Source organism: Maribacter arenosus (assembly GCF_014610845.1).
Taxonomy (GTDB): Bacteria; Bacteroidota; Bacteroidia; order Flavobacteriales; family Flavobacteriaceae; genus Maribacter_A; species Maribacter_A arenosus.
The window spans coordinates 535,324-560,713 of sequence record NZ_JABTCG010000002.1; the positions used below are offsets into that span (position 1 = coordinate 535,324).

Sequence of the window (25,390 nt, forward strand, 5' to 3'; positions counted from 1 at the left end):
AGGGCAATTTTTAGTTTCAGGTTTCTGATTTCTGGTTGAAAGTCGAAAGTCGAAAGTCGAAAGTACGAAGGGTACCACCCCTTTCTTCCGCTGAAGCGGAATTCATTCCCCTCCTTTACAAAGGAGGGGAGTTATAAAAAAGGTAAAGTCAAATAGCTTTGCTCCACATAAAGTCGATGGACGCAAAAAAGTCCTCCCCTCAAGAAGAGGTGAAGCCTGCCTGCCTTTGGCAGGGTGTCCCGCCCCAGCGGGACGGAGGGGTCTGACATCTGAAATCTGATGTCTGAAATCTGATCTCTGAAATCTGAAATCCCCTAAACTGATACCCGTCATTGTCACTACTGGTACGAAGACATAGATTTAAGGAACATTAGGAAATAGTCCCACCCTTTTTTTACCGAATGGTGGGGATAACCCCTTGGTACTCGGGCCTACCGATTGATACCAACCACCGTAAACCGAAAAATTCTAGTGAAATGAACCCTTCGATAACAAAACAAAATGATACCAAAAAGGTTTTTAAAGAATGTGGCACCTGTTCCCGGACCTTTGCCCATATTTTAAACCGCGAATTTGGACATATACAGGAGGTAGAAGAACGCGCCTTGAATCCCCTGGCGGGGGGCATTATGAACCAAGGCTACCAATGCGGCATGCTTTGGGGCGCTGCCTTGGCCGTAGGGGCCGAAGCTTTTCGTAAAGAACAAGATCCGAACACCGCCATGGCCACAGCCGTGGCCGCAACACAACAGCTTTTAACCTCCTTTGAACAACGGTCGGGAACGGCCAATTGCAAGGCCATCATCGGGTACGACCTCAGCACTTTTTTGGGGATGACGAAATTCATGACGAAGGTCACGGCTCAGGGCATGGAAAACAGCCATTGCTTCAACCTCGCCGAACAATGGGCGCCCGAAGCCGTAGCCGCGGCCGTGGAAGGCATGGCCGAACCACCCAACGTCCCAGAAAAACTACGAAACTGTGCCTCGGAGGTGGTACGGCACATGGGGGGCAGTGAAGAGGAACAGATTATGGCGGCGGGCTTTGCCGGTGGCCTTGGGTTAAGCGGCAATGCCTGTGGGGCCTTAAGTGCCGCCCTATGGAAAAAGATGGTGGACTGGTGCCGGGCGCATCCCGGAAAGAACCCGCCCTATTTTAACAATAAGACCGCTAAAAAAATACTAAAGCGGTTTAATAAAGAAACCACCCACATCATCCTGTGCAGCGAAATTTGCGGGCAACATTTTAAAAATCTGGAGGCGCATACCGACTATCTTAACCAAGGGGGGTGCAAAGCGGTCATGGATGTTTTAGGAAATAGCTGATTATTTTAGAAAATGCTGCGCTGAAACATTTGTTGCCAAAAGAAAGCGTACAGCGAATAGCGCAAAGCGATGGTACAGGTATTGGCCCATACGTAAGCATACCATTCGCCGAACACAATACTATCCGATCTTGTAAAAAGTCATAAACCAAAAGTGCCCCGCGAACTATTTTTTCGTATTCAAATCGATTAAATAGCCGACAGAAAAATTAAAAAAACCAGTGGTTTTTAAGCTGGGTTCAGATGCAACCGGGGAGGGAAAGTTAATGTTGTACCCCAATTCTAAATCCCATGATTTGGTGGCCAACGCCAACGGAATGTTCAATTGTGTATTCAATAGGTCAAAAATATCATCATAAATAAATTCGGTCGTTGGTTCATTGCCTTGCGTATTCAGCTGCTCCAAGGCAATGGTTTGTTGTGCAATCACAAAATTCAGTTGTGGTCTGAACCTTAGGACAAAATTCTTTTGTTTGGTAAGCGTTGCACTCACATAGGTTCGTGAAACAAGTTGAAAGGCTTGGTCGGTCCCGAATAAGTATGAGGCCGTAAGTTTTGTGCCAAGGTTCCGTTTTTTATTCCTCAACCCCAATGTCAGGTCCAACGAATTGGTAAAGGTATCCCACCCATTGGTATAAAAGTATCTGGTGTACCCTGTGTTGAAGGTAACGTGTTTTTTTTTGCCAATAGTGTTGTAATAACCCCCCGATACATTGGTATAATCCCATTGCGGCACAAAAGATTCGTACAAAATCCCTGAAATACTCATGTTGAATCCCGAAGAGCTATAATAGGAGATTTGGGGTACGATATTGAATTGGTCCACTGCAGATTCACGTCCGGTAAAATAGGTATGGCTATTTAAGGAAACGTTGGTGTAGAGAAAGTCGTATTTATCAAGGGAATTTAAGATATCATCAAGAAATTGTTGGTCATTAAAAAAAAGCTCGTCCAACAGCAGATCGATCTCATCCCCTTGTTCCGGTTCTTGGGCATATAAATGAGGAGTGGTTGCCACTGTACACAGTAGCAACCAAACTGCCATTAATCCTTTGTTCTGTATATAACGATGGATGTTCATCCTATTTTCAGATCTTAGCCTCCACCATTTCCATTATTACCTCCAGTGCCTTTATCCGGGCCCTTGCGTCCGGGACGTTCCCCATCGCCCCCAAAACCATGTTGGTTCCTGATTTCGCCTTGATCTCGCGATTGCCTGTTTTGCTGTACACGTTCCCTTAACATGTGTCTTTGCTCTTGGGTCAAAGATTCCCTGAATCGATTTCTAACCTGGCGTAATTGCCTTTCCTGGTTTTGTACCAAATCGTTCTGAGTTTCAGAAAAAGACTCCCGTAGGCGACGTCGCATCTGTTCTTTAGTTTGGGTCTTATCTTTTAAAATGGCCAACTGCTCTTCTGTTAACGAAGCTCTAAGTTGTTCGCGATTTTGTAACATCAATTGTCTTTGGGTTTGCAACATTTCTTGTTGTTCTTGCGATAACTGGTTCATGATCGGTGCAAGATCGGTTTCTTGGGCAAAAAGAAAACTACCCGATATAAAAAACATGACAAGACCAAAAAGTGCTATGAGGGTTTTTACTTTTGTTTTCATGACTACTCATTTTTTTTGTGCGTTCAGTTCTTAGAACCTATTTTTTTGAAATAGTTCGTTTGGACTATAAAACTATGTTTTCGATCAGATTTTCATCTATATATCCATGTATTAATGAATCTTCTATCAAAAGGGAATTGATAAATAGATTTTCTAACCGTTGTTCGGAAAGTTCCGCCTCAACAATAATTTCTTCAGTGATAAACTCATTTACAAATTGATCTATATCCGCATCATCAATAAGTAGGGATGTTACCAAAAAATCATCTGCATTGCCAAGTTCATTTGGGCTAACGACTACTTCAACATCTATCATTTCCAAATTGTTTTCGTTATTGGTGGTCTGCCACCAAAAAGTAAGCGCGACGAGAAGCAGTATAGAAGCTGCAATGCGATAGGCGATAATAGGTTTAAGCCCAAATACCGTTCGTTTTTGTGCTTTTTTAGGTTGTACACTTTTTAAAATAGTATGCTTTGATTTGGTGAAATAGCCTTCCGGTACGTCCATTCCCAGATATTCCTTATGCTCTTGGGCAAGACTTTTTTTAAGGCTAGCCTTCCTTAAAAAGTGATTGCCAGATTGCCCTGCTCGATGCTTCTTATTTTTATTGAATTCACTCATGGTATTGGTTAGACCTTTGTTTTTTTAAATAGTTTGTTACGTTAAGACAGTAATTTGTTCCTCAATGGTTTTAACTGCACTGTAATAACTTGATTTTAAGGTGTTTTCACTTATGTTGAGAATTTCCGATATTTCCCTAAAACTTAGATCATCAAAATATTTCATTTGAAACACCCGCTGTTGTTTATCCGATAGGTTAGAGATAATAGTGTGCAGTTTCAGTTGCAACTCTTCCCCATTAAAATAGACATCTGCTGTTAACTTGTTGAGATATTCGGCATTGTCATCCTCCAAATCAAAGGATGTCTTTATTTTTTGTTGCTCTAGAAATCGAATCGATTCGTTATAGGCGATTCGATACATCCATGTATGCAAGGCGCTTTTTCCCTTAAAATTTTGTATGCCATTATAAATTCTGATGAATGTGTTTTGTAGCACATCATTGGCGTTGTCGTGCGTAATAACGATTTTTCGAATATGCCAGTAGAGTCGCTCTTGATAGGTGTCAAGTAAATCGCTGAAAGCTTCATCTCTTTGCTTTGGATCTTTAAGTCTTGTTATAAGAGCGGTGTCCGTGTTCAAGAGTTCGGGTTTTTACCTTAGACCTTGATATTTAAAATTAGTTTGGTAAGGCACCTAAAAGATACTGGATCTTTAAGGAATTACAATAGGCCGGCCTTGGCATTTTAGGTGATGATTTTCGTTTTCCTTCCGATTGCATACAATTATCTCAAGCTGAATTTTTAGATTGATGTACAAAAGTTCCAGGGTACACCACCGGGCCTTCCATCGGTAATTCCAACAAACCCATTTCGAACATTGGGGAAGTCCCCTAAACCATTTCCTATAAAAAACCGCCCTAAAGTCTTAAGCCAAAACGTGCTTCCTTCCACCTGAAAATAGAAATACCACATCCCAATGTAGAGCTCAAAAATTTTCAACCCAATATTTCAAACTAAAGCAAAAAAGAGGGGTCTAAAGAAATGTGAAACGGTTTGGAAATCGAATTGTTTCCCTAAAAGAATTTTTTAAATCTAATTCTATAATACCATGAAAAAAATACTAGTAATGGCAGCATTTGTGGCTCTAGGAACCACTATGCTCACTGCACAGGAAAGGGATCAGGATAGGATCCAAGATCAGGATCGCACCAAATTGGTGATGGTCGATGGCGAAATGCTACAACTTCAGGATCGCGCCCAACAACGCTTGGTGGAAAAACAAACTTTGGCAGACGGTACGGTGGTACAACCAGACGGCACGTACCAAACAAAGGAAGGTATAAAGTTACGATTGAAAAATGGCGAATGCTTGGACGGTGACGGTATCAAATATCGAAATGAATACCAATATCGTTACAAAGTAAACCAAGAGAACAAAGGCTTGGCGCAAGAGCAAGTACAAGAACGCAATCAAAACCGTATGCAATACATGTTGGTCGATGGGGAAATGTACCAGATCAAAAACCAATCCCAAAACCGATTGCAGTCACAGCTTCAATTGGCAGATGGTGGAAGTGTAAATCCAGATGGTACATATCAACTGAGGGATCGCAAACAATTGCAACTGCAAGATGGTGAATGTTTGAATATGCAGGGCGAAGTTTTTAAAAACACCTATCAACATCAAAAAATGATGGTTCAAAAGAATATAGGAGCCAACAAGAAGATGATGAAAAAAACAAAAACAGGGGTAAAGAAACCCAATCTTCCAAAACGGAAAGGTAAAAAGAGCGTTAAATAAAGTTATAAGGGGTCTTGCCCTGACGCTATCGTCAGGGCAATATCCTTTTCTTTCCAATATAAAATGTTTATCATGAAAAGTCGATTACTACTGTTTGCGCTAATGGTACCTGCTTTCTATTTTGGACTGATCGCACAAAACATTAAAAAACCCGTTAAGGAGAAGTCAAGTGATACCCCATCGTACGTCTTGGCCGACTTGAGTTATATCAATGATGCCGTATTTATGGGGAGACGCGATTCGATAGCCGCCCCCTATATTTTCCCATCTATAGGCTATTATGATACATCCGGCTTTTTTGCCGATGCCTCCGTATCCTATCTGACCGGTTCCGAAGCGAACAGGGTGGATCTATTTTTAATAAGCGCTGGGTATCTGTTTAGCTCCGAAAAGTTAAGTGGTGGCATTTCGGGCACCGCCTATTTTTTCAATGAAGATAGTTATAATGTGCAATCGGAAACGGTTGCCGATCTTACGGGCCTACTTGCCTACGATTTTAAGGCTTTTGAGGTGACGCTCTCGGCCAGCAGCTATTTCAATACCGAAAGTGCTGCCGATTTTTTTGTGGGTGCGATGATCGATCGTACGTTTTATGCGGCCGATCATAAACTTTTGATAGCGCCTTCTATAGCCGTACATGCAGGATCCCAATACTTTTATCAAGAATATTACAGCACCAGCCGGTTGGGAAACCGCAAAGGCCAAGGTATGGGTTCGGGGAGTACAGAGCCAACTTTGATTACCTCGGTCGAAATTGCCGAAGCCTCAAAATTCAATCTGTTGAATATTGAATTGAGCCTTCCGTTACACTATTATCATAAGCAGTTTATTTTTTCGTTTACCCCGGTTTTGGCATTCCCACAAAGTAGTGCGACCATTACCACGGCAGATACCGTTATAACCGAAGATTTGGAGAACGTGTTCTATTTTTCAGTCGGGATCAGTTACTGGTTGTATACCAAAAAAAGGAAATGACCTTTTTGTTTACCCCTTGCAAGGGGCAACCACCCATATTATACTATGCAGCGAAATTTACGGGCAACATTTTAAAAAGCTGGAGGCGCATACCGACTATCTTAACCATGGGGGGTGCAAAGCGGTTAAGGATGTTTTAGGAAATAGCTGATTATTTTAGAAAATGCTGCACTTAAACAATTGTTGCCAAAAGAAAGCGTGCAGCCAATAGCGATATGCGCAAAGCGATCGTACAGGTGTTGGCCCATACGTGATTTTTATTGCTAGGGTTTTTTCGATGCTTTATGATCAAAATACTTTTGGGCATCTACGATAAGATCGACGATCAATAGCGTTGTATCGCATTTGGGGCATTCAAAATCCAATACGGCTTCATACAGCTCCCCATACGCCTCTTTTGCCTTTCCTTCCCAACCACATGTACAGGAGAGCCTTAATGTGGCCTCTTGCTTATTATAGTCTTTGATGTTCATTTGTTTTGCCGCCATGCTAAAAAATGTCTAAGAGGTCTAACACTTTGTTTCCAATTGTGTCATCTAAAAAACCCGTTTCTTCATCAATTACAGATACAAAGCCCATCTTACAATAATGATTTATTTCACCAACGCCGCCTTCAAAACTGGAGTAATCATCTGTTTTATATTCATTAAAACGATTCTTTCTTGTTTCCCCTGGATAGAGCAATAATGCCTTTTCAGCATTCCAAAAACGACAATACGCATACATCTGCCTTAAATCGTTTACTGATGCTGAGTTTGATGAAGGCCGCTTCCATTTTGTATCAATAATATAGGTTTTGGAGCCCTTCCTTAAAACAATATCTGGGCGTAGGGAATTATTTTCCCAGAAATCCTTGGATTCTTGTCCTTCCACTGCAATATCGGTACCTATACAAGCTTTTCTAACCTGTTTAAGAATAAATTCTTCCCAGAGCTGATTCATGTCAAATAATAGGGACAACATCTTTTCCTTTCCACTGGAAATATCAGGTGAGTAATTAAGAATTATAAGACGAGCCAGTTCTAAGGCATATTGATAACCCTTTGTTTTTCGACCTATTTTAATGTTTTCAAGATGCTGGGAAGTAATAATTTTATTATCTACTATTGGAAAGTTCAACAACACTCTCTTGCTAAAATCATACAAGCGCATACCTTTTGAAAAATGATCAACTATATCCAAAGCTTTATATATAATTTGATGGAGTATATGATTGGTATCATAAATCTGATGGGTAGTATAAAATCGTTCCTTATGTACCACATTGTGTCTAATGTTTCCGGCAAATTCGAGTTTTCCTTTTAAGGCTTTGGTATTTTTGGTTTCCAGTCGATATTTCTTTAACAGCCCTCTTCGAATAAGGCCATCGACTTCATGTAAATACAGCTCAAAATAAACTTCAAGTAAATTCAAATGTTGCCTGCGAACATGGGCGGGCCCAGTTGAAGAGGCCTTTAACTTACCACATGCCTGGAGCATTTTTAAAAGAACCCCTTTCCATTTTTCTTCGGAGTCATCCTTATCTGCTTTTGGATTGATTTCAATGGTTAAGCCATCAACTTGAATTACCCCTACATATTGATTAAATTTTATACCCTTTGCAATGGGTTCAAAATAGACCCCTTCATGGTATTCGTTCAATTTTAACAACGCGTCTAAATGATCTCTGGTAAAAGCATGTTCGCCAATTCTGAGGCGTTGATGTTCAAAAACTGATATGGGTTTATGTCCTAACAACTAATTTTCTTGTTTATTTTCTTTATCGGACAATAACAAATTAACTGCCTCGACTATAGAATCTTCATTTACTTTCTTTAAAACGAAAGTCGGGGTTTTGAAATCGTTTTGACCTTCATAATCAAAACTTGCAAAATCAATTTTGTTATTATTAAGTTTCTCTACAAAACCCTTACCAAGAACCAATCCTATTTTACCATAATCACCATAAAAGTATTCTTGTAATAATGGAATAATTCTATCGCTAAAAGCATTAGCCAATAACTTTTTAGAATCAACATTAATAAAATAGGAATGACCAATAGTATGATCTCTATCTACCAACAATTCTATTCGAGAATTTAAGGTTTTAAGAACTTCAGATAGATTAATATCTTCTACCTTTTCATTCGCAATCACATTAATATCAGGCATAATTTCTTGAAATGAAAATCTTCTTCGTAAAGCAGTATCCAAAGCTTCTACACTCCTGTCCGCAGTATTCATGGTGCCAACTATGTAGAGATTGGCAGGGACCCCAAATTCAGTCTTTGAATATGGTAGTTTCAACCTTAATTCCTGTGGTTTGCCTATTCTTTTATCATCTTCGATAAGGGTAATGAGTTCGCCAAATATTGCTGAAACATTACCTCTGTTGATTTCATCGATAAAAATGGCGTAATTGTTCTGCGGATCTTGTTCAGCTCTTTGACATAATTTCTTGAATATCCCTTCTTTAATTTCATATTCAAGTGTAGAATTACCTTCATCCAATTTTGGTTTAATACCCTCTACAAAATCTTCATAACCAAATGATTGATGAAAGGTCACAAATTCATAATTCTTGATAGTTTTATCTTCATTTGGTTGAAAGTTATTAATCTGTTCCAATATTTCGACACCTTCCGGATATAAGCTCTCGACTTTTTCAGTAACAACGCGCCATTCAGAATCTACTTCTTTATAAAAAAGTGAAGGTTCGCTGCTATCGGCAACATTCACATGAGGACATTCAGGAACCGCATGTGCCTGCATTCTGCTCCATGCAATAGGTCTAATATTTTTCGCATTGGATAAACTGGCCTTCGCCTGTACAATTTCATGTTCCAATAATTGGTTTACCGATGTTTTACCAGAATCGTATAATGCGATTGCAAAAGTTTGCCACCACGTTAAATCAGATACAAGATTTAAAATGAACTGTTCTTTAGTCAAGGAACTTTCACTTATTGTAAATCTTTCGAAGTACTTTTCTCTTAACCTATAAGTTTTCCCCGTCCCTGGTGGACCATATAAGATTGTATTCAAGGATTTAAACGATTTATTGGTTTTTTCGTTCATATTAATATCCGTTTGATATATATCATTAATAAAATCTTGGTTGGTAAATCGCCTGAAAGGGCTATTGTTATTTCTTAGTAGTTCTATTTTAAATCCTTCATTTATGTTTTCCTCGAACCCTTCTAGGTCTTCAACTTCATTCCAGTATGCTTCAATTTCACCCTTGTGGTTGGTAAAATGGCCACTTTTTTTGCTTAGAATATTCTTAGAAATAAATGAAAATTCTGTTTTGCTTTTTACTTTTTGAATACTTAATGAATAACGGTTTCCGATAATAAATGCAAGACGATTTTTATTTGGCCTTACATTAAAACTTATTCTTTTATCAGTTGGTTCTAATTTATTATGTTTCACGTAATTTCTTAGAAAAGAAATAAACTTGTCAAGCTTCTCTTGGTCTAAAACCTTCCTTACAGTTGAATATATACTATTGTCATTTGATAATGCTATATCAAGAATAGTTTTATATTCTTCTTCAGTTGCTGAAAAATTGGTTCCTTGATTACCAACTTTTAAATCTTTTAATTCTTCCAATGAATCAATACTTTCTTTTAGAATTGGAGAATCAACTAAGTTATGAGTGATTTTGACATCTGTTTTTAATTCACTTTTATCTTCTTCTTGCCATAGGTGGTCATCTGGTGAAGAAGTTCTTTCATGAGGTTCTGAAGTCACTTCTGCTAAGGCATAGCATCCAGAATTATCCCCGGTTATCCATAAGATGACTTTATCACCAACTTTTATTTTGTCCTTGTGAGCACTCACCGTCCAGTCGGTCAAAATTTCCTGCTTCAACGCTGTTTCAAAGTCAAATACTTTTGGATTTCCTTGAAAAATCCAAAAGTTCATCTGGCCTTTTTGTTCTAGTATCTGATATAGAATGTCCTGGGCCAATAGATTATGATTACTACCGTCATAATACTCAGGTATTAAACCTTTTACTTGCTCAATTAGCTCGTTATCTGGAATAATGTAGTCTTCTATTAATTCCTTAATCAGATTTAAATAATGGGTGTATTTTTCATTTTTCTTAGCCTCTTTTATCCCTAATAATTTACAGTATTTTTTATAAAATGAGGATTTATAAAAAGTATATTTATCCGGGTAGTGAAAAGTTAAATAGGTAGAAATAGACCTTTCATCTTGATGATGTTGGAGCGTCTCTCCCAATCCTCTGTATATTTTTAGCGATTCTTCATTAAAATATTTAACCCTCTCTGTTAAATCTTTAGTTTCATCAAAGAGATTTACAAATAATTGCAGCGTCTCTTCTGGTTTTCTTTTTGCCAAATCGTATATGACTGCCTGCCCCATGGCATACATTAAGTTGCCAAACTTAACATCTTTTAGCTCTTGATAAAAATCATCTGCATTAGTATTTGGTCGCCCCCCATACTGTTTTAAAAGTTCCCATTTGTAGACTTCATCCTTCAAATTATTTTCAGAAATTCGCTTTTTGTATTTCTCGATTAGCGTTTTTACAGGATCATTTTTTTGAACTATTTCATACCCTTCTTTTTCCAATAATTCAAAAGCAAAAGTTCCTTTACCCCCTAGAAAATCACCTGAATCCAGTTCAATACCATTTGCATACTTATTTGCAATTGAGATTACGAGTTTGGGAGGATATGCTTTGCCCTCATGAATTAGGTCATAAGTTGAAGAATGTCTTCCTTTTCGAATCCCGTTTTCGTCAATCTCTTTTATTGCTTTTTCAATATGTTCTTTTGTAATGTTATTTGGAATCATATGATGTTTTTCTATTTGGAACTCGTTTTTAAATAAATACTTAAAGTTCTATTTACACCCAATAGGGTCGAATAACCTTTGTTTTATTTATATCATTTTTGAAGGCAGATAAGAGGTATAGCAAGGTAACAGGAAGTGCCGAGCTATTTACTGACAAAAGTCATAGAATTCACTAACTAATGCGATTGTTTTCGTCGCTTTCACTAATAGTTGCTGGAAAATCCACCAGCACATTGGCCATATCTACATAAAGTGATTTTTTGGTCATTTTGTTAAGTGGCTGAGGCAGTGCCCATAATTGGATATTGGGCGTTTGTAAAAAGTTAATGATGTGGAGTTCAGTGGCTTTCATTCAGATTGGTTTACATAAACTTGATTATAGTCTTCTCTACTTAAGACAGTATCATAACCTCCAACATTTTGACCTTGGTGTTTGTTAATTCCAGTGTATTCTAGACTTGCATCTTCATATCTTTTGAATTTGTAAACAGCATCATTCATTAATGAGCTGTTGAATACTCCTAAGCTCACTAAAATTTCAAAATCCTTTACATTTAATCCTGTCACTTTTTTAAATAAACCAGGCTCCAATTGTGTAATAACATCTTTTAAAGTATGTTCTCTATAATCCGTCAAGTACATGAAAACAGGAATTCGTGTGGCGAATTTGATTAACTTTTCTTGAATTTGTTTTCTGAGGCTTTTATATTCCTTTTCTTCATCAGATAACTCTTTCTTTTCTTTCTTGGTCATCTCTTTATCATTCTTCTCCTTCTTGACTTTTTTAACTGCTTCTGATTTGTTGATGATAGTTTCAATGTCTTGATTTAAGGACCTGAAACCTTCAATACTCATTAATGCGTTTAGAGCGTCAGGATTATTCTTTATTCTTTCAAGTGTTCCATTATCAACATTTACGAGTAATGCTGATTCCCACCTACGTGCCAAAAGAGTTGCTGTTGTTCCGCTCATGGCAATATCTAGAACGCCAGCAGCATCTACCTGTTTCATAGAACTGCCGTCATAGGCTAGAACAGGTAAAAAGTGAATAAACTCGGCAACGTTTTTCTCCGGGTTTGATTCATTTACATTTAAACGGCAAGCATAATCTGCTACTTGACTTAATGCACGATTTGGTGCAAAATCGAAAACGTAGCATTCTTTTTTAATAATTTCTGTTTTGTTCGGTGATTCACCATCTGGGTTTTTTATTGCCCAAGGCGTTTGAACTCTAAAAGCAGCTTGAAAATAGGTTTCAGGACTAGAGGAGTTCCGTAACATAAAAATACCCGTCCAAGGCTTAACGGAAACCCCGGTAGTAAGCTTACCACAAGATAGGGTTATGGTCTTTGTGCTTAAAGGATTATCCATTGCCTCTAATACAGGAGGTAAAGCGGCAACCCCTATACCAGCTTGAGTACCGGCAGCAACTATTATTTTATAGTCTTTATAGAAGGTATTGTTAGGTTTGAGCATTAAGTTTTTCATGGCATGGCATGAAGCCACACTTGGTAAGAACCAAAAAGTATGGTTTAGAATGCTCAATAAACGAGAATCTGAAAACGGCATAGGTGGTTTTTTAGCCCCCAGTTTTAGGTCGTCTAGTGTTGTGGCTGAAAAGCTGCCCCTTATCAAGTCTAGCCATTTTTGTACAAATTCTTCCATGACAAAATGGGCATTTTCCATATCACCTTTGGCTTCAAAAAATACGTTCAGGTCAAACTCATTGAACTCACCACCAATAGCCACTTCCTTAATGGAGTCTGGCATTTGATAGGTAAGCATCACCATTCTAGGCAAACTTTCATAGGGGTTGTTTTCGCCTACCCATTCTTCTTTTGCATTTTGCTCATCAGTATACGTCCAGTTGAAGATTTGTTCTTCTATAAATTCACCTGAAGTCAATGCTCTAAAAGGGGTGCCCGATAGATATAAAAAGTGATTGGTGGTAATAGGAATAATATCTGCATCGAAATTTTCAATTTTTCCGACTTTGCGCTCAAAGTCTTTTAAATCTTCGTCCTCACCGTTTTCATATAACTCTTCAAATAAAGCTTTTGAGTTTTCGTTCCAGGCGCCAAAATGGTATTCATCAAAAATCACACAGTCCCAGTTTGTTGCATGTACCCATTCGTTTTTGGTTTTAATTCCTCCTGTAGAAGTGTTTTTTCCTAAAAAATCTTGAAATGAACCAAAGCAAACAAATGGTTTTGTCTCGTCTACTTCATCTTCTATTGTGTTTTTACTAATAAACTGCCAACCTTCAAAATCTACATGGCACATTAAGTCTTCTTGCCATGAATTCTCTACGGCTGGCTTGAAAGTGAGGACCAACACCTTGTTCCAGTTCATTGTTTTTGCTAACTGATAAGCTGTGAATGTTTTACCAAACCTCATTTTGGCGTTCCACAAAAACTCGGGTGTGCGAGCACTTGATGTTCTATCAAAACTTTTAAAATAATAGGCAGTTTGTTCTATAGCCTTTTTTTGCTCAGGGCGCATTTTAAAGTTTAAGGACCGATTCTCTTCGTTTAGCTCACCTTTTTTTACCGCAATTAGTGCTGCTTTAATATCTTTTATAGTGCAATGAAACCATTCTCCATCTGCGTTTTTAAAGCCTTTGTTTTTGAGGTAACGATGTACATCATAATCCATAAAAGTAGAACCATCGTTACGCATGGCGCTTTCTTCTAACACAATACGGTATTCAGCTCTTGTTGCACCAACTTGTTCCTTGATTCGATTCTGAGCTGTTCTGTTGGTGAAACCTACTTTCAACTGCGCTTTACGACTTGTATCGTTTGGCAACTCATAGGCGTAAACAGTAGGTGTAACTTCTGATTTTTTAGGAAATAACTTTATGTCCATATAAAAAATTATAACTGACGACCATTGTCAAAATCTCCCAAAAATTGTTGAGGAACTGTATTTCTAACTGCTGCAACATCTTGGATCTCACCAAGAACGAATGAATGGTTTTGTTTGAGATTTTCAATAAATTCATTACAGTTTACTCTAGAAACGATTCTTCCTACTCCGGCGGTCTGTGAAAGATCAGCTCTTAAGTTTTGCGGTTGAGAAAAAAATAAAATTCTTCCCTCTTGAGCCCAAGCTCCAGATTTATCATTGAATTCCCATACTAAAACTGTTGTTCCGTCATTTTTTGTTAGATAGCCTAGGAACTCATAGAATTCTCCTTCTGAATTGAATATAATTTGCTTTTTGGACCCAAAGGATTGTTTGTACATGTTATAATAATTTAAAGATTAATTCATTTCCCTAATTACAGTCTCGATAAAGTTAATTTCATCTTTACTTAAATTATACTTAATATTGAGGTGATCGTCAGTCCATTTTTGTTGCATGTTTAAGTCTGGAACAAATATGAACTTACTTTTAGTAATGTTTTGCGTTAGAAGTATTGTTGAAACCAAGAATCTACAAAATTTGGTCTTCAAATATTCTGTCAAATTGATTGCCTCCATTTCAGATGAATATGCGCCGACTACTAAATAAGATTCAGTACATACCGTGCCAGGTGGCATAACTTCTATTCTCGAGAAGATTCTGCGTTTACCCTCCTTATCAGGCTGACCACCATGATCGTTTGAAGCTTTTGAGAGTAAAACTTTCCATTTGTCAACGTATTGTTTTCCAGAGGTTATAGCGGATTTTGAAATTTTACCCCTACCTCCACTGGAAATTAATTCTAATTCACCTTTTTTTGATGGGCGTACTTTGGAATTAAGACCAAATGGCATCCTGCTAGAGACAAGGGAATTTAAAAATTTAGTATTTTGACTCTTGACCTTATGAATGACACCAACGGCTATGTTATCTCGCACGAAAGTATCAAATTCATTAAGGTATCTAACAGATTCTAATTTTTCACCTTTTCGCACTGTAATAACTTTACACATGCCATTATACCCACTGTCCCACAAAAAATAACAAATACCACCCGCGATATCCACTCCTGGAAAACACTCCCGTGAATCAACGTAATCAACAAGTTCTTTTATACTTCTGTCCTGAAGCATTTCATTACGAAAACTATCTAAACCCTTGCCACCTGAATACCATCTAGCTGGAATAATCATTGACAAATATCGTGGCTTAAGACGTTTTGCTTGTTCAATAAAATGCTGGTATATTGGCTTTGCGCTAGATCCAGTACCGCCTCCATCATTTAATTGATAAGGCGGGTTCCCGATAATTACATCGAACTTCATATTGAATATATTTTGTGGCTTATCTGTATGGATAAATTGATAAGCGTAGGTTTCTAAATCTTCTGTTCTGCTGTACACTTCTTCGCTTGCCCCGCAGTAGGTACATTTGCCGTTTTGCCAAGTATGCTGCAACCGGTCATATTTTATTTTTCCCTGTTCCGTTGCAAAGGCAGTGGTAACGGAAAATTCTCCATTTGCTTTTTTTGAGCAATAGGTACTTCTTCTTGCTAAAAGTGAAGTAAGTTCGGTGATAGCAATACCAAATACCTGTTTGGTAAAAATGTGATTTACCCGTTCTTGTTGGTCTGGGATTTGGTCTTTGAGTCCGTCATTTAGTCTTTTGGCAATTTCACGTAAAAACACTCCTGATTTGGTTACTGGGTCTAAAAAAGTGGTTTCCTTACTTTGAAATAATTCCTGCGGAAGCAAGTCCAAAATCTCGTTAACCAATTTAGGGGGCGTAAAAACCTCGTCATTGCTCAAATTGGCAAGACAAGATAGGACGTCTGGGTTATAGTTAATCTGCAACATAGTCTGCCAGTTTTAAAAAGTGCATTAAAGGGTAATCTTTTATAGGTTCATCTATTGCGCCTGCATTGCCTTCATCGTTAAACATGGAAAATTGGTGTGTTTGCTCAACCAAAAATTTGAATACATAGTCACGTCTTTTTAGCATACTACCATTGATAGCTGACCATTCTGAAAAAACAATAGGTTTTTTTGTTTCAGGGTTTGTAAAATCTAACGCATCGCCCCAAAGAATATTTCTATTTAATAAAAACCGTACGGAAGTTCTGCAATCCTCTTTGCATTTAGCTTTGTAAAGTCTGGTGTATTGCTCATTAAAGATTTTGAACAGGCGTTCTCTGCACTCTCGTGCGTTATCATCTAAAATATCAACGCCATAAATACTGGAAATGGCAACTACAGCGTAACGCTCAAATTCTAATTGGCTCTTTTTGTACTTAGCCTCAACAATGGAAAGTTTTCTTCTGAGTACCTCCACTAGAAAATTTCCATTACCACAGGCAGGCTCTAAAAACCGTGAGTCTATTCGTTCAGTTTCTTGTTTCACCAAGTCAAGCATTGCGTTCACTTCTCTTTCAGAAGTAAAAACCTCACCATGGTCAGTCACTCGTTTTTTAGATTTTACTTGGCTCACTATTCTACATTTTCAAAAAACTTGATGGCATATCTACAATAATCTATAATCAAATCTTTATCGGTTTCAAATTCTTTTCTGCTGCCCAACCAATTTCTGCATTTTTCATGAATTTCTTTGCCTTCTTTGAGTTCTTTATAAGAAATACACTTAATGTGTTTTTGAGAGAGCAATACAAAAAGCGCATTTTCGAACGGATAAGCGCCGTATGTATCAATGTCCGATAATTTCAAGCAACCACTTTTACGGAATTTGACCTCGATAAAGTGAGCTTGACTGTCCTTAAAGACAACAAAGTCTGGCATTTGACGAATGTTTTTGGAAACATCGCCTCGAACCCCTTTCAATAAATCTGAGATACCTGGTATGGAGTTCTCCATCCCATATTTGAAAACCTGAAAACCTAGTGAGATAAAAAGTTGTTCTACAATGGTTTCTGCAATTCTACCTTTGATTACACCAGAAACCCAAGGGTTTCCGTTTTCTTTTTGGTAACAATTTGTGCAGAGTCCATTATTGAATTTGGTGTAGGCACCACATTCCGTGCATTCTGGCATTTATTTTCTTGTTTAAAAAACAATCCCGCTTAATAAAAAATTAAAAGGGAAACTTTCAAGTAATAAGTAATTTCCCGTTAAAGTTAACCATTAAAATGTTCCTGATAAAACACTTTCCTATCTAATTGAACAGACCTAATAAATCCGATACAAATCATAGAAATACGACCGAAAACCGAGACTAGGTAAGGCCATAAAAAAACGCCTGTGTCTATGGGCGGTATGGTACCCAAAAGGGCTGAAATAGACAAAGGGAATGAAAATGGTTTTACTCATTTAACATTCCCTTTGGTATCGTATTTTTTTACTGGTATTATCCAATAAATCAGCAGGTTTGACTCTCAGCCCTTAACTTAATAACGGCACCCTGAATACGATATATTAAAGATAGAAAATAATTCGACACAAAAAAGGATTTTTTGGTTTTTAACATATGGGAGGTAAGACGTAAGATGTAAGAAGTTTGAAGTTTCAGGTTCCTGGTTTCTGGTTTCAAGTTTCTGGTTCAAAGTCGAAAGTCGAAAGTTGAAAGTTGAAGGTTGGAACATTGACTGAAGAAGGGTAATGGTTGATGGTTTAAAGTATGAAGTATTAAGTATAGAGTACTAAGTATTAAGTACGAAGTTTGGAGTACTAAGTATTAAGTACGAAGTTTGGAGTTTGGAGTTTGGAGTACGAAGTATAGAGTACGAAGTCTGATGTCTGAAAACTGGTTTCAAGTTTCTGGTTTCAAGTTTCTGAAATCTGATATCTGAATTCCGTTTTGTGCGGATCAGGGTACGGAATGGGGGTTTCAACAACTTTTTACACTAATTTTAGGCAAAATAATATTACCCATGGAGTATTTTACCTTGGCAAGGGTCATTCATATCGTCGCCGTTGTATTATGGATCGGCGGGGTGGCGATGGTCACCACCGTGATCATCCCGGCCGTAAAAAAGATGACCTCTAAAGAAGAGCAATTAAAGACCTTTGAACAGATCGAAGGTCGGTTTGCCCTTCAGGCTAAAATTACCACGGTATTGACCGGGCTTTCCGGGTTTTATATGCTGTATGTGCTCGATGCCTGGAACCGATATCTGGACTATACCTTCTGGTGGATCCATGCCATGACCTTGGTCTGGATCTTGTTTACCATCGTTTTATTTATCCTAGAACCCCTGGTACTGCATAAACTCTACAGAAAATACGGGAACGAAAACCCTACGCGGTCCTTTAAGATCATGCATCGCGCCCATTGGATCTTATTGATCCTGAGTTTGATCACCACCGCCGGGGCCGTCGCCGGAAGCCATGGTTGGTTTTGGGTGAAATAGAAGAAGTATTAAGTAAGAAGTTTCAGGTTCCTGGTTTCAAGTTTCTGGTTCAAAGTCGAAAGTCGAAAGTTGGAAAGTCGAAAGTTGAAGGTTGGTAGTTGAAAGTTCTGAAATCTGTTATCTGACTTCTGATATCTGCAATCCGAAATCTGAAATCTGTTATCTGACCTCTGACATCTGAAAACCGAAAACCGGTTTCTGTTCACTAATCCCCATGAGAGCGCTTCGTGCCTCGCGAAGACGTACGCCATTCGTTTTGTCATTCGTACTTGATGCGGAATCCTTTCCCGTCCCCACCTACAGTCGGCAGGCTCCATCCAAGGCGGGGAGTTATAAATAGGGAATACCAAAAAGCTTTGTTCCACATAAAGTAGATGGGTTGAAAATCGACCTCCCCTTTCTTCCGCTGAAGCGGAATTCATTCCCCTCCACACCTACGGTCGGCAGGCTTCTAACCTCACCAAGACGACCCAAATAAACATAAGGATGGCAATACCTTACATGGAGAGGTCCCTTATCCGCAGCATAGGGTTTGAAAGCTCCGAAAACAGGAGCTGCTGTACACAGCGACGCGGAGTTTCAGACACGGTTTTTCTTTTGGAAAAAGAAAAAATGCCTCGGATAAGGCACCTTTTCCCTGCCTGCCGGCAGGCAGGTTTGCTTCGTTTCTTTTGGGTGGGCAAAAGAAATGAAAAATTAATCGCCTTATTTACCATTACCCATTGAGAGCGCTTCGTCCCTCGCGAAGACGATTATCAGTCCGCACTTCGTACCTCATACCCCATTAACCAGCGTATGGGCTCGTCCTAATTAAACAAGCTGCCCTTTCCTGCTTTTCCCGATCCCAATACCATGCTTCACCAAAAATTCCGCTATAGCCGTCGAAAGGCTCGGTTTCCCAATAGATTGAAGGTCATAAAAGACCCTTGTGCTCGGTTTTTTGATATCGATTACCCGATTCAGGTCTATGGGCGTACCGATGATTACGGCATCACAATCACTACCATTGATGGTCGCTTCTAAGTCACGCAGTTGGTCCTTACCATAGCCCATGGCCGGTAATAAGGTCCCGATGCCAGGATAGGCACGGAAGGTATCCTTCAGTTGCCCTACCAGGAACGGTCGTGGATCTACCAGCTCGGCAGCACCGTATTTTTCCGCAGCCAAGGTTCCGGCCCCGATTTTCATCCCTCCGTGGGTTAGGGTGGGACCGTCTTCGACCACCAACACTTTTTTGTTTCGGATCATCGCGGGATCGGCTACACTGATCGGTGAGGCCGCTTCGATGACCATGGCACGTGGTACTATTTCGGCAAGCGTTTTACGGATCTCGGAAATACCTTCGGGAGGGGCGCTATCGATCTTATTGATGATCACCACATCGGACATTCTCAAGGTGATCTCCCCCGGATAATACAACAGTCCATGACCCGGTCGATGCGGGTCGGTCACGGTAATGTGCAAGTCAGGGGTGTAAAATGGAAAATCATTGTTTCCTCCGTCCCAAACGATGATATCGCAACCGTCGGGATCATTTTCAGCGGCGCGAAGGATCGCTTCGTAATCGACGCCCGCATAAATGACATTGCCCCGAACGATATGGGGTTCGTATTCCTCCATTTCCTCGATAGTACACTCGTATTTCTCGAGGTCCTCGAGACTGGCATACCGTTGTACCTTCTGTGCTTCCAAGTCGCCATAAGGCATCGGATGACGGATGGCCACGACTTTCAGGCCTTTTTCGATGAGGATCTCGATCAATCGCCTTGCGGTCTGACTCTTGCCACAGCCGGTGCGGGTCGCCCCGATACTGATCAGCGGTTTGGTGCTTTTGATGGACGTCGCTTTCGTGCCCAGCAACACAAAATTAGCCCCGGCGGTATTGACCATGGCGCTTTTATGCATCAGGTATTCGTAAGAGACATCGGAATAGGAAAAAACAACATCCTCGACTTTTAAGGTATCGATGAGTTTTTCAAGGTCTTTCTCGTCATAGATCGGGATGCCCTTGGGATAGTTTTTCCCGGCGAGGGAGGCGGGGTATTTACGATTTAAAATATTCGGGATCTGTGTTGCCGTAAAAGCCACGACATCGTAAGCTTCGTTATCCCGATACACCGTATTGAAGTTGTGGAAATCACGGCCGGCAGCGCCCATGATCAGAACTCTTTTTTTCTTCATATGGAATACGTTTTAGGTTTATCTACTATGTGCGAAGATATTCGGGGAATTCCGTATTTGAAATGATTAATATCACCTCATGGGATTCGGGAAATCATATGGGTTTTGTCGGATTTAAAATCCTATCCGAACGTTCGGAAAAACAGTCTAATCATAGTTGATACGGTCGCGTATGGTACCATCTTCCCTATGGATGATCACATCGGCCTTGTATTTCCGGGCCAGGCGTTTTGCTTTCCGAATGGCGGTATCTTGGCGTCGGTGTTTCGAGGTGATGCGTTTATTGCCTTCGCGCCGCACGGCCCAATCGTTCTCATAGGGTACCACGTGTTGGTGCCATGTTCTACCTTGTTTGCTTTGACGTGAACTTTTAAAAAAGACTTCTACCAATTCGATCAAAACGGTGATCCAAGATTTGGAGGGGTTGGTTTTGGGCATGGTGCGGTTTCTTAGGTTCCGGGTTTCTGGTTTAAGGTTTCTGGTTGCGGGTTTCAGACACAAGGTACAAAGTTCTAAAAAAATCAAGCGAATTCCGCCTACTGATCACTGAAATCTGACATCTGGTTTCTGGTTCAAAGTCGAAAGTCAAAAGTTGGAAAGTCGAAAGTCGATAGTCGATAGTTGGAAAGTTGAAGTTTGGAACGTTGACTGAAGACGGAAGAAGGGGCACGGTTGATGGTTTCTGGTTCAAAGTATTAAGTATTAAGTATAGAGTACGAAGTATTAAGTACGAAGTCTGAAGTCTGAGGTCTGACATCTGAAAACTCGTTTCTGGTTGATGGTTTCTGGTTTCTGGTCACTAATCCCATTGAGATCGCTTAGTGCCTTGCGAAGACGACCTATAGAAACATTAGGATGGCAATAAGTTCCATGGAGTCGTCCCTTATCCGCAGCATAGGGTTTGAAAGCTCCGATAACAGGAGCTGCGGTAGGCTGCGACGCGGAGTTTCAGACGCGGTTTTTCTTTTGGAAAAAAGAAAAAATGCCTCGGATAAGGCGCCTTTTCCCTGCCTGCCGGCAGGCAGGTTTTTTTCGTTTTACTCATGTCATATTGTGTGTTTTAAGGTATTCGTGAACCTCCTTCGTCGGTTTGTTTTGGGCGAGCAAAGAAAATGAAGATTCACGAACTCCTTTTCTAAAATAAAAACAGCGTGAGCTAAATGAAAAATAAATCGCCTTAGTTACAAATACCCATGAGATCGCTTCGTGCCTCGCGAAGACACAGGCAGGTTTTTTTCGTTTTACTCATGTCATATTGTGTGTTTTAAGGTATTCGTGAACCTCCTTCGTCGGTTTCTTTGGGCGAGCAAAGAAAATGAAGATTCACGAACTCCTCTTTCAAAATAATAATAGCGTGAGCTAAATCGAAGATTCACGAACTCCTCTTCTAAAATAAAAACAGCGTGAGCTAAATGAAAAACAAATCGCCTTAGTTACAAATACCCATGAGATCGCTTCGTGCCTCGCGAAGACACAGGCAGGGCTGGAATGACAAATATCTGACTTCTGAAATCCATCAACCAACAACTTTCAACTATCAACTATTTCACCTACAACCCTTCGACCCTACCTTCACTAAAGTTACGGTAGACAAGTGCGCACAGGGTGACATCCCAATTCTGACCTCTGATATCTGACCTCTGAATTCTATCCCAAGCATATTGCATACTAATGGTTTTTTTAATATCTTAATGTTTCCTCCGCAATTAGCACCCAGGCCTCCCCACTTTTATTTGGTGTTCCCAAAGGACTCGGTGTAGACATCACAATGTAAAACAACTAAATCATCGGATATGAACAGTTCAAACAATGCTTCATCGACAGTACTTGTAGCTGGTGCTACGGGATTTTTAGGCAGTGAAATCTGCCGTCAATTACGGCAAAAGAATAAGAAGGTAAAGGGTTTAGTGCGCGCCAGTTCCGACCCAACAAAAGTGGCCCATTTAAAGGAATTAGGGGTTGAAACCACAGTAGGTGATTTAAAAGATAAGGCGTCATTACGTACTGCCCTGTCCGGGGTTACGTCCGTTATTTCCACCGTTTCCTCAACGTTGTCCCGACAGGAAGGGGATTCCATCCAAGCCGTGGATGACGATGGGCAAATTAATTTGATCGATGCTGCGGTGGGTGCCGGTATCGGTCAATTCGTATATGTATCGTTCTGTACCATGTTGGGTGAATTTCCCTTACAGACGGCCAAACGCAAGGTAGAGCAACATCTCGAAGCAAGTGGATTGAACTATACCGTTTTACTCCCCACCTGTTTTATGGAAGTATGGCTTGGTCCGGCCTTGGGTTTTGATACTGCCAACGGCAAAGTCACCATCTATGGGGACGGGAAGAACCGGGTTTCCTGGATATCGTTAAAAGACGTTGCGTCATTTGCCGTAGCCGCCTTGGATAACCCCAAGGCCATGAACAAACGTATTGACCTAGGGGGGCCAGAGGCCTTGAGTCCCCTCGAAGTCGTGAAAATTTTCGAGACACTCCAAGGAAGGAAATTTGAACTCGAATTTGTTCCCGAAGCAGCCCTGAAAGCACAAAGGGATGCGGCTGAAGACCCCTTAAGTGCATCCTTCGCCTCCCTTATGTTGAATGTAGCGAAAGGCAGTGAAATCAATATGGAACCCGCTAATGCCCTATTTCAACTACCCTTGATCTCTGTGAGTGATTTCGCAAAAGGGTAATCCTATTTTTGATTGATAGGCGAAAACAACAGCACACAGTGAGTTTGGAGTATTAAGTAAGAAGTTTGAAGTCTGACATCTGAACTCTTATCTCTGATCTCTGATCTCTGGTTTAAGGTTTCTGGTTTCTGGTTTCTGGTTTCTGGTTGATGTAAGTCAAAAGTTGGAACGTTGGAACGTTGGAAAGTTGAAGGTTGGAGTTTGATGTATTTAGTACAAAGTATAGAGTATTAAGTACGTAGTTTGAAGTCTGACATCTGAACTCTTATCTCTGACCTCTGATCTCTGATTTCTGGTTTCTGGTTTCTGGTTTCTGGTTTCTGGTTGATGTAAGTCAAAAGTTGGAACGTTGGAACGTTGGAAAGTTGAAGGTTGGAGTTTGGAGTTTGATGTATTTAGTACAAAGTATAGAGAATTAAGTACGTAGTTTGAAGTCTGACATCTGAAGTCTGACATCAGACATCTGGTTTAGGGTTTCTTGTTTCTGGTTGATGTAAGTCAAATGTCGAAAGTTGGAACGTTGGAAAGTTGGAAAGTTGAAGGTTGGAGTTTGGAGTTTGGAGTTTGGAGTTTGGAGTTTGATGTATTTAGTACAAAGTATAGGGTATTAAGTACGAAGTTTGAAGTCTGACATCTGAACTCTTATCTCTGATCTCTGAAATCTGATTTCTGGTTTCTAGATTCTGGTCACTAATCCCATTGAGATCGCTTAGTGCCTTGCGGAGACGACCTATAGAAACATTAGGATGGCAATAAGTTCCATGGAGTCGTCCCTTATCCGCAGCATAGGGTTTGAAAGCTCCGATAACAGGAGGTGCGGTACGCAACGACGCGGAGTTTCAGACACGGTTTTTCTTTTGGGAAAAGAAAAAATGCCTCGGATAAGGCGCCTTTTCCCTGCCTGCCGGCAGGCAGGTTTTTTTCGGTTTCTTTGGGCGAGCAAAGAAATCGAAGATTCACGAACTCTTTTTCTAAAACAAAAATAGCGTGAGCTAAATGAAAAATCACTCGCTTTGGTTACCAATACCCATAAGATCGCTTAGTGCCTTGCGAAGACGACCTATAGAAACATTAGGATGGCGATAAGTTAACTGCGGGAGCTCATCGAATTCATTTCTTCGACTTTTTACCAAAGTTCGATTTACTTTTTTGATTGATTCTTAAGATCGAAATTTTCCTGTTCTATCTCTCTTGCTTTTGATAAAGCCGAAGCCGCCAATCCTGCAGGAACAGTAACAATTCCTACGCCTATGATCAATACCACAAATGTAAAAATCTTCCCTCCTGCGGTTATTGGATATACATCCCCATAACCCACCGTTGTTAGGGTGACTATGGACCACCAAAGACTATGGAAAATAGATGAGAATAATTCAGGTTGCGCCTCATTTTCAAAAAAGTAAATCCCACATGATGTGAGGTAGATAAGAATTAAAGTGATAATGAAAAAAAGTACAATTTCTTCTTTGATGATTTTAACCGCTAAATGAATGCGCTGGAGTGCTCTGTTGTACCTTACAAGTTTTAGGGCCCTGAAAATCCTAAAAACCCTAAAGGCCCTTAAACCCCTCAGATCTACAGCCGCTTGGAGATAAAAAGGGAATATTGCCAATAAATCTATAATCCCATAAAAACTGAAAATATACTTAAATGGATGTTTTGAAACATATATTCTCAAAACGTATTCTATTGTAAATACAATTACGCAAACTACTTCAAATGCATTCAGAAAATTTATGGTCCTTTCAGAATTATTTGGTAAAGTTTCTAATGAAAAAGCTATCAGTGAAAGTAAAATTAAAACTTGTATAAAATAATCGAAAATTCTTCCTTCTAATGTGGTGTTATCCTCAATTATTGACCATATTTTTTGTTTCATTTGCTTTATATTAAACAGAGGTTTATCCGCTAATATACAAATGTAATTGCATCTATTTCACAATCAGCCCTTCGACCCTACCTTCATTAAAGTTACGGTAGACACGTGCGCACAGGGTGATTTTCCGAGTCTGAACTCTGACATCTGACATCTGGTTTAGGGTTTCTTGTTTCTGGTTTCTTGTTCAAAGTCGAAAGTCAAAAGTCGAAAGTCGAAAGTTTGTTATTGCAAGACTTGGTCAACAAGTGTTTGCAGTAGACAATTCTGAATTTCGTCAAGTATCTTGCCCTTCGAC

The 25,390-nt window shown here is 39.6% G+C and carries 21 protein-coding genes; 5 read left to right on the forward strand and 16 right to left on the reverse strand.

Annotated elements, in window-relative coordinates; translation table 11 throughout:
- Window positions 1–476: 476 nt before the first annotated feature.
- Complete coding sequence (locus tag HPE63_RS07485; protein WP_188313630.1) at window positions 477–1,325, forward strand: C-GCAxxG-C-C family protein; 849 nt, start codon at window positions 477–479, stop codon at window positions 1,323–1,325.
- A gap of 165 nt (window positions 1,326–1,490) precedes the next feature.
- Here the strand turns inward: HPE63_RS07485 and HPE63_RS07490 are convergent, their stop codons facing one another.
- From HPE63_RS07490 to HPE63_RS07505, 4 genes are all read right to left on the reverse strand, one after another.
- Window positions 1,491–2,405, reverse strand: a complete 915-nt coding sequence (locus tag HPE63_RS07490; protein WP_188313631.1) for a hypothetical protein — start codon at window positions 2,403–2,405, stop codon at window positions 1,491–1,493.
- 14 nt (window positions 2,406–2,419) lie between these two features.
- On the reverse strand, window positions 2,420–2,935 hold the full coding sequence (locus HPE63_RS07495) for a hypothetical protein (RefSeq protein WP_188313632.1): 516 nt from the start codon (window positions 2,933–2,935) through the stop codon (window positions 2,420–2,422).
- Window positions 2,936–2,999: 64 nt separating this feature from the next.
- Complete coding sequence (locus tag HPE63_RS07500) at window positions 3,000–3,557, reverse strand: hypothetical protein (protein ID WP_188313633.1); 558 nt, start codon at window positions 3,555–3,557, stop codon at window positions 3,000–3,002.
- 36 nt (window positions 3,558–3,593) lie between these two features.
- Window positions 3,594–4,139, reverse strand: a complete 546-nt coding sequence (locus tag HPE63_RS07505; RefSeq protein ID WP_188313634.1) for an RNA polymerase sigma factor — start codon at window positions 4,137–4,139, stop codon at window positions 3,594–3,596.
- Between the two features lie 468 nt (window positions 4,140–4,607).
- On the opposite strand from HPE63_RS07505, the gene HPE63_RS07510 reads away from it, so the two are divergent.
- Both HPE63_RS07510 and HPE63_RS07515 read left to right on the forward strand, forming a co-directional pair.
- Window positions 4,608–5,300, forward strand: a complete 693-nt coding sequence (locus HPE63_RS07510; RefSeq protein ID WP_188313635.1) for a DUF6799 domain-containing protein — start codon at window positions 4,608–4,610, stop codon at window positions 5,298–5,300.
- Between the two features lie 72 nt (window positions 5,301–5,372).
- Entirely contained in the window at window positions 5,373–6,275 is a 903-nt protein-coding gene (locus HPE63_RS07515; protein WP_188313636.1) for a hypothetical protein, read from the forward strand.
- A 263-nt stretch (window positions 6,276–6,538) separates the two neighbouring features.
- Here the strand turns inward: HPE63_RS07515 and HPE63_RS07520 are convergent, their stop codons facing one another.
- The 9 genes from HPE63_RS07520 to HPE63_RS07560 form a co-directional block, all read right to left on the reverse strand.
- Entirely contained in the window at window positions 6,539–6,763 is a 225-nt protein-coding gene (locus HPE63_RS07520; RefSeq protein ID WP_188313637.1) for a hypothetical protein, read from the reverse strand.
- A gap of 1 nt (window position 6,764) precedes the next feature.
- Window positions 6,765–8,012 carry an McrC family protein gene (locus tag HPE63_RS07525; RefSeq protein ID WP_188313638.1) on the reverse strand — a complete coding sequence of 416 codons (1,248 nt, stop codon included), beginning with the start codon at window positions 8,010–8,012 and terminating at the stop codon, window positions 6,765–6,767.
- Window positions 8,013–11,081 (reverse strand): AAA family ATPase, encoded by a 3,069-nt coding sequence (locus HPE63_RS07530; RefSeq protein WP_188313639.1) that lies wholly within the window; start codon window positions 11,079–11,081, stop codon window positions 8,013–8,015. It lies immediately after the preceding gene.
- Window positions 11,082–11,253: 172 nt separating this feature from the next.
- Window positions 11,254–11,433, reverse strand: coding sequence for a hypothetical protein (locus HPE63_RS07535; protein WP_188313640.1), 180 nt, complete (start codon window positions 11,431–11,433; stop codon window positions 11,254–11,256).
- Window positions 11,430–13,949 (reverse strand): DEAD/DEAH box helicase family protein, encoded by a 2,520-nt coding sequence (locus tag HPE63_RS07540; protein ID WP_188313641.1) that lies wholly within the window; start codon window positions 13,947–13,949, stop codon window positions 11,430–11,432. The genes HPE63_RS07535 and HPE63_RS07540 overlap by 4 nt, the downstream gene beginning before the upstream one ends.
- Window positions 13,950–13,957: 8 nt before the next feature.
- Window positions 13,958–14,329, reverse strand: coding sequence for a hypothetical protein (locus tag HPE63_RS07545; protein WP_188313642.1), 372 nt, complete (start codon window positions 14,327–14,329; stop codon window positions 13,958–13,960).
- An 18-nt stretch (window positions 14,330–14,347) separates the two neighbouring features.
- Complete coding sequence (locus tag HPE63_RS07550; RefSeq protein WP_188313643.1) at window positions 14,348–15,844, reverse strand: Eco57I restriction-modification methylase domain-containing protein; 1,497 nt, start codon at window positions 15,842–15,844, stop codon at window positions 14,348–14,350.
- Complete coding sequence (locus HPE63_RS07555; protein WP_223198081.1) at window positions 15,831–16,475, reverse strand: DNA methyltransferase; 645 nt, start codon at window positions 16,473–16,475, stop codon at window positions 15,831–15,833. Before HPE63_RS07555 ends, HPE63_RS07550 begins: the two co-directional genes overlap by 14 nt.
- Window positions 16,475–17,032 (reverse strand): hypothetical protein, encoded by a 558-nt coding sequence (locus HPE63_RS07560; RefSeq protein WP_188313644.1) that lies wholly within the window; start codon window positions 17,030–17,032, stop codon window positions 16,475–16,477. Before HPE63_RS07560 ends, HPE63_RS07555 begins: the two co-directional genes overlap by 1 nt.
- Before the next feature lie 836 nt (window positions 17,033–17,868).
- Between HPE63_RS07560 and HPE63_RS07565 the strand changes: the two genes are divergently transcribed.
- Window positions 17,869–18,348 carry a hypothetical protein gene (locus HPE63_RS07565; RefSeq protein ID WP_188313645.1) on the forward strand — a complete coding sequence of 160 codons (480 nt, stop codon included), beginning with the start codon at window positions 17,869–17,871 and terminating at the stop codon, window positions 18,346–18,348.
- Between the two features lie 810 nt (window positions 18,349–19,158).
- Here HPE63_RS07565 and HPE63_RS07570 read toward each other — a convergent pair.
- Together HPE63_RS07570 and HPE63_RS07575 are read right to left on the reverse strand one after the other, a co-directional pair.
- On the reverse strand, window positions 19,159–20,466 hold the full coding sequence (locus tag HPE63_RS07570) for a cyclic 2,3-diphosphoglycerate synthase (protein ID WP_317172907.1): 1,308 nt from the start codon (window positions 20,464–20,466) through the stop codon (window positions 19,159–19,161).
- A 210-nt stretch (window positions 20,467–20,676) separates the two neighbouring features.
- On the reverse strand, window positions 20,677–20,967 hold the full coding sequence (locus tag HPE63_RS07575) for a DUF2188 domain-containing protein (protein WP_188313647.1): 291 nt from the start codon (window positions 20,965–20,967) through the stop codon (window positions 20,677–20,679).
- A gap of 1,355 nt (window positions 20,968–22,322) precedes the next feature.
- Between HPE63_RS07575 and HPE63_RS07580 the strand changes: the two genes are divergently transcribed.
- A complete protein-coding gene (locus HPE63_RS07580) occupies window positions 22,323–23,216 on the forward strand; it encodes an SDR family oxidoreductase (RefSeq protein WP_188313648.1) in 894 nt (297 codons plus the stop codon).
- Window positions 23,217–24,357: 1,141 nt separating this feature from the next.
- On the opposite strand, the gene HPE63_RS07585 is transcribed toward HPE63_RS07580, so the two are convergent.
- The gene (locus HPE63_RS07585; protein ID WP_188313649.1) at window positions 24,358–25,095 is read right to left on the reverse strand and encodes an ion transporter; all 738 of its coding nucleotides are present in this window, start codon (window positions 25,093–25,095) and stop codon (window positions 24,358–24,360) included.
- Between the last annotated feature and the right edge of the window lie 295 nt (window positions 25,096–25,390).